We start from the raw sequence: 10,031 nt of genomic DNA, 5'->3' as shown, positions 1-10,031 counted from the left end.
CGAAGCGAGCCGCACATATAGAGTTCAAGCTGATCACGTTCCTTACGGCCGAGCATCGTGAAGGCTCCAGAGAATCAACGATTACTCAATTGAATCAGATGCATGAGACTTCTTCAACAGCCCCCGGGTCCACTTCATGAGAAACGTTCTGGCGCATGCCGGCAAGAGCGGCCGGCGGGTCGTCTCGGCCTTCATCGCAACGGCCTTTGCCCAGGAGACCTCGGAGTCAGCCAGCGCTCAATGGCGCAGCGTCGCCGATCAGATCAGACCGAAAGTTCCAAAGCTCGCCACCATCATGGACAACGCTGAAGAGGATGTGCTCGCCTACATGACCTTCCCGAAAGAGCACCGGGCAAAGGTGCACTCGACGAATCCAATCGAGCGTCTCAACGGCGAACTCAAGCGACGCACCGAGGTCGTCGGCATCTTTCCGAACGACGAAGCCATCGTCCGTCTCGTCGGCGCACGGCTGCTCGAACAGAATGACTAATGGGCCGTCCAACGCGCCCGGTACCTGACACTTGAGACCATGGCGCAAATGAGCGATGATCCGCAAATCAGTCTGCCCGCTGTGGCCCGCTTATATCCCTCCGGCTCTATGTCGGAAAGCACGGCCTTCAGCCGCGACCTACACCACCTCCCGGGACACGATCATGATCTCGTCATCCCCGCAGCTGGGCGTCGACACATAAAGCTTCGAAAGTCGACCCCGAAGCGCTGCTGAGTGACGGGTTTGGAGATGCGCTGCGCCTCCAGCAAAAGCAGCTAGCTAGCCTAGCGCGTGCTCATTGACCTTCGCGCCAACTGGCGAAGCTCGGAGCCGTGTATTCCGTGGAATCAGAAGTCGCGCTGCAGTGAACCTGCGGGAAGCGAGACCAGGAATCAGCGCCGCTGTGTCGGCCTCTGCGTGTAGCCCGCTCTACACTGCGCGTTCGAGGGTTGCTGGACGGGCCTGGTCGACTCACCCCAGAGGCGGACATACGGTCCTACCAAACAGATCGCAGGCTCCGGCAAAGGATGATCTACTTTCCTATGGTTTCCGGCCTCTGCTGTGTTCATTCCGGGGTATCGACTCCTACTCATCTGCAAACTTGCTCGAGCGCGAGCGGAACACTTGCTAGACACAACGTCAAAGCATTCGTCGGAGTGATAATCAGAAATCTCTGCTTCTCGTGGAGAACCGGAAACAGGCGACGTAGACGATGTGTTTGCAGTTCAATTCAGTTGTGGATGACGGTATAATCGATACTTCCGTACTGTTCGAAAGCCCCATACGTCGCATCTACTCGGCCGCCTGGACAAATGCGGGCTTAATTCCATACATTGAGTAGAGACCGGCCTCATCGAAAATCACACGGTCGTTATAGCCGCTGAACCAAATGGCATTCGGGTTTCGACCGACGATCGTCACTTTGGATCGATCTCGTGCATCAGCGGCCGAACGCAGTAGTTTGAAAATCACGACGCCCTTTTCGCCGCGAGGAATGCCAGGTACGAACTCATTGGTAACGGCAGCAACTTCGGTCTTGCCTTTGTAGTGGGTGATCGAGAGCCGCGCATGCGTCTCGACGCCGGAGAGGCCCTTCTGAGACTCGTTGACAATCTGCCAAGCACGTTCAATCGGGACATTGAACGCTTTGTGGCCAATTATGTCACGGCCACAGAAGAAGTAGTGATTCTCGATACCGTTGCGGAGTATCTCGCGCTGCATGATGCGCAACGAATCCGCGTTGTCGTTTATTTCGCGAATAATCGGCGACTGATTGTGCATCGTGATCCAGTCGCGCCGGGCGAGTTCGTTTACCGCAGCCCGGGTTTCGGCGATCCATTCGAACCCACCCCCAGGATTGTCGGTATAGCCGCCATCGGGCGCCTTGCGCAAGAATTCATCGGGATGGTTGAAGTGCACTATCATCCGCAGGCTGATTGCCGGATAAGCTTGGTGGAACGCGTCGAGCATCGCAAAGAAGGTCTTGTCGAAACGTTGCGGATAAAACGCCAGTTCCTTGGTCCCAATGCGGATATTCTCAACACCGGCTTCCGCAAGCCCGGCCAGCCAAGCAGCAAGGTTCTTGTTTCCTAGAACCATGGGATCACCGCCCGACACCAGGATCTCGCGTAGCTTTTCGCGACCGGTCTCCGGATGGCGGCCGCCGTTCGCGGACACCAGCCTGTTGTGCTCACGAATATATCCGACGACCTTACCGAGCTGTGCCAGACCCTTTGGAGTTACCGTGCCGTCTTCGCGACTAATCGGTTTGCGACCAATCAGTTCCTCGCGATAGCAGAAGCGACAGTGGGCGGAGCAGGTGGATGCTACGTAGAGTAGACCAAGTTCGTACTTATGGATCAGCCCCTCGCACGGGCTGAAGGTCATCTGCTTTCCTGGATCTTCTGCGCCGTCCAGGTCATAGGTCTCTCTCGGGCTGGCTTTCACCAGGGTCTGCATGGGGCGGCTGTATTGCGCCTGCTCATAGTAGTGCCGCGTGATCTTGATGGGCATCCTAGCTTCTAGATCTCTCGGGGTGCCCTTCAGCTCGAGGATCTGATCCAGGTCTTCTCGTGAATAAAAGCCGCGCATATCTTGGGGCACATTCTCGCTGGCGAACTTGGCTATGCCGGCGATGATCTGCCGGTCGTAAGTCCCGTTAACAACTTTGTCTAGAAACGTTTGCTCACGCTGTGAGGGAAAGTAAGTTTCTAATGTACTCACGGCGCACACCTCCCATTTCTGATGGCACAGACTGCAGTAGAGGCTGAACCTACGCGAAACGTGTTGTTTCTGTCCGTTTATTCTCGGGTGCACCACCCCGAGTTACAAACGCATATTCGTCACCAGTTTATGACTCGTATTCATGAAGACCATATTTTCAAACTGGTGTTGAAAGCCGTGCCGTTCAGCCTCAACAACACGGCGGTGACAGGCTGCGATGAAGCCACATCTGTTTTCCTTTTGTGCTTGAGGCCGAGAGATAAGCTCCTTCATCGGCAAGAGTGAAACGGGATGGTTGGAGATTGCGCTGATGCCGTGCTTGAGGTCATGGATGAAGCCAGGCATGAAGGGGCTACCGGGGACCGAGGTGATCACCGGCCGGCGCCAGCGGCGGAATTGGACCGACGAAGAGAAGGCGCGGATCCTTGCCGAAAGCGCTCAACCCAAGGTGACATCTCGCCTGTTGCCCGGCGCTGGGGCGTGGATCGCGGTTTGCTGAACGTGACGCCGGGAAGTCGGGCTGGCCTCTCGCCGATCCGAGCAAGCCTGCTCGCAGCAGGCCATGTTCATACCGATGACGGTGGTTTGCGATCGAGCGGCGCGCCAGGGCTCGTCGTCGGATAACGCCCTCGTTGCCACGGGTCGATTGCGATCGAGATTGCCGGAGCGCGCATGACCTGATCGGCTCGCAGGTGCACGAGTTGGTGCAGGCGATCGTGGCGGCGTTGCGAGGGCGCCGGTGATCGGACTTTCGTCGAATGGCGTGGAGATCATGGTGGCGACGCAGCCAATCGATTTCCGGCGCGGCATGAATGGGCTGGTGCATACGTGGCGTCGGCCATTGCGACCTATCCCTATTTATGTGCCGGGCGAGATTTAATGTGGCGGAGCCGCGAAGACGGCTGCCGGCCTGCTAAATCTGGAATTCTCCGCCACATAATATTTCGTGCCTCTGGGATGGGTGCGGGATCCCCCTGCGCCGCAATGCTGGAGGGGCAGGATGCTCGACTTCTATTTTTCGAATCGTGGGGTACTCAAACGGCTCGGAGCGGTGCGCTCGGTGGCGAGATGGATCGCCTCGCGGAGCATTTTTTCACGGTCGGTTATAAGCGAGCGTCCGCCACGATTTACCTGAGCCGGATTGCGCGTTTTAGCCAGTTTGCGGGGACGCGCTGTGGCCTGATGCCAATCCATCAAGATGTCATCGACAGCTCGTTGGGCTCGTTTACTACGGATACTCCGCGCATCGGGGCAGTATCGGCTCTGGCACACGCACGGCGAGTGGCTCCGGAACGGTTCATTATTTCCGTTCCAAGTGAAAGGGCTGACCCGGATGCTCTGCTTCTGGCCTCCTTTCGGACTATCTGCGCAGAGTACGGGGCCTGGAGCCGAAGACCCGCGAAGGTGTTCTTCTGGGCGGCCGACGCTTCTGGATTGGGTGGTCATCCCGGCCAAGACCTTGAGGCGTTGACAGCTGAGCACGTGCTCGCTGCTGTCGAGCATCGACTGTCGCTATCGGCGACCTCCGGCACCCGCACGGCAGCGACTTCTCACATTCGAACATCTCTTCGGTTTTTATGTTGGGCTGGCCACCATCACCAAGATCTTGCCCGCATCGTCGCGAGGACGCCTTATTGGCGTTTGGCGCATCTGCCGCCGCGCCTTGCATGGGGTGACGTTCGGCGCGCAATCGATGCGATCGGCGCAACGACGTCGGTCGATATCCGCGATCGAGCCATCCTGCTGCTGCTCGCCACCACGGGCATTCGCAACGGCGAGTTACGCGCGGGCAGCGAAGGCCAATCAACGAGATCGCCGATCTTTTTGGCCACCGGAGCATCAACACAACGGCGCTTTACGTAAAGGTTGCGACCGCAGCTCGCCGAGGTCGCACTCCCCTTTCCGGGAGGCGCGGCATGACCGCCTTTGCCCTATTCTAGATCCAGGGCGATTCCGCCTCCGCGTATCCTCAGCGAGGCAGAGTTGGCGTCGCTCATCGACGCATGCGCCCGCATTTCTCCAGATATCCCTCTCAGGGGCGGACGATGGCGACGCTGATCGGACTGTTAGCAAGCTCGGGACTGCGATCGGGCGAAGTGGTCAGGCTTGATCGTTCCGATGTCGATCTGACCAACGGGGTTCTTCTGGTTCGGAAGACGAAGTTCCGCAAGGATCGTCTCGTTCCGGTTCACACAACGACCCAAACAGCGCTTCGCCGCTATGCCCGTGAGCGCGATGCCGTTTTTCCCAGTCCCAAGGACCAGGCCTTCTTTCTCAGCTCTCGTGGCAACCGCCTCTCGGCGACTGGCTTGCAAAGCGGATTTGCTCAGGTCCGCAAGTTCGCCGGCCTTGATGACGGCAAGCCGTTGCGGCCGCACGATCTGCGGCACCGGTTTGCCGTGACCCGCATGAGCCTTTGGCATCAACAACGCGCCAACGTCCAGGCGCTACTCCCGGTGCTCGCCACCTATCTCGGCCACGCCAGCTACAGTGACACAGCCTACTACCTCACTGGCTCGGTGGATCTTCTCGCCATGGCGGCGGAGCGCGCCTTCCTCGATGGAGGCGCAGCATGAGTGAACATTTACTCCTGGCGCCGCTCTTGGAGTCCTACTTTCGCCGGCGCCTGACCAAACAACGCAACGCGACTCGCGCGACCGTGGTCAGCTATCGCGACGCCTTGCGCATGCTCATCCTCTTTGCCGCCACCCGGTTGCGGAAGAAGCCGGCTGCGTTGGTGCTCGAGGAGCTCGATCGAGACCTCATTCTCGCCTTTCTCGACGAACTCGAGGAGAAGCGGAACAACACCATCGCCACGCGCAACGCCCGCCTAGCGGCGATCCGATCGTTCTTCCACCATGTCGCAGCCGCCTTTCCGGCGTCCTTCGGTGTCGCCCAACGCGTGCTGACGATTCCCATAAAGCGGGCGCACATCGAGGTGACGCACCACCTCACCAAGGCCGAAGTGGAAGCCCTCATCGAGGCGCCCAATCCAAGGACGTCCCGTGGTCGGCGTGACCGCACGTTCCTACTGTTCCTGGCACGGACCGGCGCGCGGGTCTCCGAAGCTACCGGCGTCAATGCAAACGACCTTCAGTTGGAACGGTCGCACCCGCAAGTAATGCTGCGCGGCAAAGGGCGCAGAGACCGCGTCATCCCCATTCCTCAGCATCTGGCGAGAGCACTGACAGCCTTGTTGGCCGAACACGGAATCGCGAACCACGAGCCTCGACCGATATTCGTCGGCGCCCGCAACAAGCGGCTGACGCGCTTCGGAGCAACCCATATCGTGCGGCGTGCGGCGGCCCAAGCTGTGACCATTAGGCCGGCCTCACAAGCCTATATCGCCGCACATCTTCCGACACTCACTTGCCATGATGCTTCTGCAGTCGGGCGTGGACCTTTTGACAATCCAAGCCTGGCTCGGGCACGCACAGGTCGCCACAACCCATCGCTATGCCGCCGCCGATGTCGAGATGATGCGCAAAGGTCTCGAGAAGGCTGGAGTCTCCGGCGATCTTGGCGTCCGTTTCCGACCAAATGACGCCGTACTGCAACTGCTGAACAGCATCTGAATATTATGTGGCGGAGGATTCCAGATTTGGCAGGCTTCGGCAGCCGTCTTCGCGGCTCGGCCACATGATCTCGCCCGGCACATAAAAACGGTTATGTGGTGACGTGTTCGTGTTCCGCGCCAAGCGATGCGATCGCCTGCGCTGCATTTATTGGGGTGACTCTGGCATCATCCTGGCGACGAAATGGCTGGAGCGGGGCAAGTTGGTTTCGGCCACGATCCGCGTTGGCGCGATGCAGGATGAGTAGCCAAGAGTTCTCGCTTTTGCTGGCCAGCATCGATTGGACTCGGGTCAAGCGAAACGCCGTAAAGCGGCCAACGACAACGGCCTGATCCTAATGTGCTAGGGTCTGCCATGCCGCTTCGACCCGAACCCTGTACCTCAGGATGCCGCGCAATTCAGTCAGATCATTCTCTCGCTCGATGCAGAGAATGCCGACCTCAAGGCGCTCGTTGCCTTCGTAATGCAGCCAATAGTTTTCATCCAAGTCCCCCGCCGTCGAAGGGTGGATGCACCTTAGCGAGTGAATCGAGCGTGACTACTGAGTGGGTATGACTGGTCCTCGGCGGCGGTATGGCTGGCGTTGATAATGAATAGGGAAGGGAGCAAAACGTGGTCACCATAGACGCCATCATTCGTCCCTCCCACCGCGTAGCACGGCCGCATGCAGTTAGAGGTGGGTCGATCGGCTGTTTGTCTGAGACGCGGCCACAGGCGCCGGCAATTCACCTCGCGAAATGCCGCGCTGAACAAGAGACAAGATTGCTAGACCTCACGTGCTGGGCACCCTTGTATGCGTGAGCACTCGCCTTAGCGCAGATCCGCAGGTCATATTCGCTGCTCGGCGGGCTTCCCGTTCACTCGCAAAATCCAGTAATGCGCGTCCTCCTCCCCAAGGAACTTGCCGTCGTTCAGGCACTGTTCCGGCGTAAGGACGCCAGCCTCTTGCAGGCACATCACCTCGTCCTCAAACGACGTTGCCCCCGCATGACTTTCGCAGGCGCTTGCGACCACGAACCCGTTCGGACGCGTGACCCGCGCCAGCTCGCGCAGCGCATGCGGGTGGACATGCCCGAGCGTGAAGACGCCGCAGCAGACGGTCATATCATAGCTCGCACACGAGTAGTCCGAGATTGGCCTGCTTAGATCAACGTCGCCTTCAACGTTTCGGTAGACGCCGGTTTGGCGCGCCATTTCGGCCATCGTCTCTGAGAGGTCGAACCCGTCTATCAAGCGGAAGCCGAGATGCTCCAATTGAACGCCAACTAGCCCTGTACCGCAGCCAGCATCCAGGATTGCCGTCGCTGCTCGCTCTCTGTCGATGTAAGCCGCCTGCAGTGCGCCCGCGAGTTCCGCCACGATCGAGGGGCCGCAGTAGCGTTCTCGCTCAACGTCCAACTCGTAGGAATCGGCCCATTCATGATAGTATTGGGCTAAGCGATCGGCGTCACCACCGAGCGCATGTGAAGCCTTGATCCGCTTTTGCGCCGCTTGTCGAAGTGTGTTCTGTTGAACAACGCTGGTGTCCATGTATTTTTCTCCGTGCAGGCAAATTCAATTTTGGCCGCCTTCCGCGGCTACTCTGCCGGCCAAATGACCTTGCACCGGCTCATCAAGGATGCTTCGCCCCTTACCTTGGCCGCCGTTCCGGTTGCAGCACTTCGTACTGAGTTCCAACTCTCGGCCCTAGAGAACCGCGAAATATTACACTTGCCCCCGGGATCACCGGCGGCGCGGATATCGAGGCATTGTGTCGCTGCCTGGAGCTGTTTCGATGAGATGCACAACTATCATAAGGTCCATTGCAAGCATGTGACACGGTCGCTTCTGAGCCACTTGAGCCGCCGCGTAAACCGTCGGAAACGACACATGTAGAATGCAACGGAGAGATTCAGAAGTCGTGCCAACTACTCAAGAACGGATCGTAGGAGAGTTTGTATCACTGTTCAAGTGGTTACATGACAGTGCAGGACAAACCGTCCCGGCACCACTATGTCGGGTGAACGATAAATTGGACAACAGTGTTGGTTGGCCGACATGTCATCAGCAGTGGCGGCAGGTGTCCTCCGCGGGCCTCGCGGTGCTGGACCGCCACGGATCGGGCGCCGTAAACCCGCTCAACCAAGGCGGCCGAAGCCGTTAAGGCAATTCGGACTTCGGCTCCGGTCAGGCAATCGAGGTAAGAACATTTGCTCGCGTTAGCCCATACACCGCTGTCCAGTATTTTTGCAAGCAGCAGCCCACCGTCACAATCCCGAAGTTCCGGCTCAGGTGATCCAAAGACGGGGTCGCCTCACAATAGACCGGAGCTTACTTCAAGATTAGTTATTCTCAATGCGGCAAGGTTTTTTAATGGTCGTCTGTGGCGCGTCAGCCGTTGCGAAACGTGTAGCCATAACCGTTAATCGCCGGGGCGCCGCCGAGATGCGCGTAGAGGACTCTCGATCCGTTTGGAAAAAAGCCTTTCCGGACAAGGTCGATTGTCGCTTGCATCGATTTGCCCTCATAGACCGGATCAGTAATTATGCCCTCGAGCCGCGCGCACAAACGGATGGCAGTCTTGGTTTCCTCCGACGGAATGCCATAACGCGGGTACGCGTACTTCTCGAGCAACACTACGTCATCCTCGACGATTTCAGTGCCAAGCCTGACGAGCTTCGCCGTATGTCGGGCAATGTTTATCACCTGGGCCTTGGTTTGGGCGGGGGTGGCGGAGGCATCGATACCGATCACCTTGTGCTGTCGACCGTCCTTGGCGAATCCAACGACCATGCCGGCGTGCGTCGAGCCCGTAACCGTGCAAACGACGATGTAGTCGAAGGTAAACCCAAGCTGTTTCTCTTGGGTGCGCACCTCCTCCGCGAACCCTACGTAGCCGAGGCCGCCATATTTGTGAACTGAGGCCCCGGCCGGTATCGCGTAGGGCCTGCCGCCCCTTGACTTGACCTCATCGAGCGCTTGTTCCCAACTGCGGCGGATGCCGATGTCAAAGCTATCGTCGACCAGGCGCACCTCTGCCCCCATTATGCGGCTCAAGAGAATGTTGCCGACCCGGTCGTAGACGGCATCCTCATGTGGTACCCAGCTCTCCTGAACCAGGAGACATTTCATGCCGATCTTGGCGGCGACCGCGGCGACCATCCGCGTGTGGTTGGACTGCACGCCGCCGACGGAGACAAGCGTATCGGCATTTGACGCGATCGCATCGGGGATGATGTATTCGAGCTTGCGGAGCTTGTTTCCGCCAAACGCAAGACCGGAGTTGCAGTCCTCGCGTTTGACGTAAATTTCCACTTTTCCGCCTAGATGCTTGCCGAGGCGGTCGAGCTTCTCGATGGGCGTGGGTCCGAAGGTGAGCGGGTAGCGCTCGAACTTTTGAAGCATGTTCACTCCAGCAACACGTGATTGAGCTGAATCTAGCTATGCACCAGTCATTTTTAAGGGCGTGTTCGATTTGAGGTTAGCTGCGTTGCTCAATATTCCAGAAAATGTCTATCATTAGTTCGAGCGCCTCATCCCTAGACCAAGCAACCGATATGCCGGCTGCGGTCGACTGCCAATGCCTATATCGAACCGAAGAACTGCATTTCTCGGATTAGTACGACCGGAATGCGGGCGCCTCCGACCATACAAGCATAGTATTCCTGCACGATGCGCTCAAGTTCGCGTGACCTTGCCCCCAAGTTTTATCCAGTTTTGAGTTCGCTCCTGCGGTTTTGGGTTGCTGTATTTGGGGCGGTAGC

Annotated in this window: 8 protein-coding genes and 4 pseudogenes; 7 read left to right on the top strand and 5 right to left on the bottom strand. The window is 58.3% G+C overall.

The features are described from left to right. Positions 1–124: 124 nt before the first annotated feature. Positions 125–577: pseudogene (locus tag CO664_RS29790) on the top strand (transposase); the annotation flags it as partial. Positions 578–1,282: 705 nt separating this feature from the next. Here the strand turns inward: CO664_RS29790 and CO664_RS29785 are convergent. Both CO664_RS29785 and CO664_RS30930 read right to left on the bottom strand, forming a co-directional pair. Beyond that, positions 1,283–2,713 carry a hypothetical protein gene (locus tag CO664_RS29785; RefSeq protein ID WP_141471835.1) on the bottom strand — a complete coding sequence of 477 codons (1,431 nt, stop codon included), beginning with the start codon at positions 2,711–2,713 and terminating at the stop codon, positions 1,283–1,285. A 102-nt stretch (positions 2,714–2,815) separates the two neighbouring features. Continuing rightward, positions 2,816–3,058, bottom strand: coding sequence for a hypothetical protein (locus CO664_RS30930; RefSeq protein ID WP_158254919.1), 243 nt, complete (start codon positions 3,056–3,058; stop codon positions 2,816–2,818). 394 nt (positions 3,059–3,452) lie between these two features. On the opposite strand from CO664_RS30930, the pseudogene CO664_RS30530 reads away from it, so the two are divergent. The 6 genes and pseudogenes from CO664_RS30530 to tnpB form a co-directional block, all read left to right on the top strand. Then, positions 3,453–3,571, top strand: a pseudogene (locus tag CO664_RS30530) (IS66 family insertion sequence element accessory protein TnpB); the annotation flags it as partial. Between the two features lie 126 nt (positions 3,572–3,697). Continuing rightward, on the top strand, positions 3,698–4,576 hold the full coding sequence (locus tag CO664_RS30525; RefSeq protein WP_245426471.1) for a hypothetical protein: 879 nt from the start codon (positions 3,698–3,700) through the stop codon (positions 4,574–4,576). 182 nt (positions 4,577–4,758) lie between these two features. Further along, positions 4,759–5,289, top strand: coding sequence for a tyrosine-type recombinase/integrase (locus CO664_RS29765; RefSeq protein WP_234819734.1), 531 nt, complete (start codon positions 4,759–4,761; stop codon positions 5,287–5,289). Then, a pseudogene (locus CO664_RS29760) lies at positions 5,286–5,966 on the top strand (tyrosine-type recombinase/integrase); the annotation flags it as partial. The gene CO664_RS29765 and the pseudogene CO664_RS29760, both read left to right, overlap by 4 nt. 121 nt (positions 5,967–6,087) lie before the next feature. Next, positions 6,088–6,288, top strand: coding sequence for a tyrosine-type recombinase/integrase (locus CO664_RS31625; protein WP_083541674.1), 201 nt, complete (start codon positions 6,088–6,090; stop codon positions 6,286–6,288). 94 nt (positions 6,289–6,382) lie between these two features. Further along, positions 6,383–6,620, top strand: a pseudogene (gene tnpB / locus CO664_RS29755) (IS66 family insertion sequence element accessory protein TnpB); the annotation flags it as partial. 2 nt (positions 6,621–6,622) lie between these two features. Here the strand turns inward: tnpB and CO664_RS30925 are convergent. The 3 genes from CO664_RS30925 to CO664_RS29745 all read right to left on the bottom strand — a co-directional run bounded on the left by CO664_RS30925 (position 6,623) and on the right by CO664_RS29745 (position 9,672). After that, complete coding sequence (locus tag CO664_RS30925) at positions 6,623–6,775, bottom strand: hypothetical protein (RefSeq protein WP_176536712.1); 153 nt, start codon at positions 6,773–6,775, stop codon at positions 6,623–6,625. A 341-nt stretch (positions 6,776–7,116) separates the two neighbouring features. Then, positions 7,117–7,818, bottom strand: a complete 702-nt coding sequence (locus tag CO664_RS29750) for a class I SAM-dependent methyltransferase (protein ID WP_097528105.1) — start codon at positions 7,816–7,818, stop codon at positions 7,117–7,119. A gap of 840 nt (positions 7,819–8,658) precedes the next feature. Next, positions 8,659–9,672, bottom strand: a complete 1,014-nt coding sequence (locus tag CO664_RS29745; RefSeq protein ID WP_097528106.1) for a 1-aminocyclopropane-1-carboxylate deaminase — start codon at positions 9,670–9,672, stop codon at positions 8,659–8,661. Positions 9,673–10,031: the final 359 nt, after the last annotated feature.

The sequence above is a fragment of the Sinorhizobium sp. NG07B genome (assembly GCF_002532005.1).
In the GTDB taxonomy this organism is placed as follows: Bacteria; Pseudomonadota; Alphaproteobacteria; order Rhizobiales; family Rhizobiaceae; genus Sinorhizobium; species Sinorhizobium fredii_C.
This window is presented reverse-complemented; position numbering and strand designations above follow the sequence as displayed.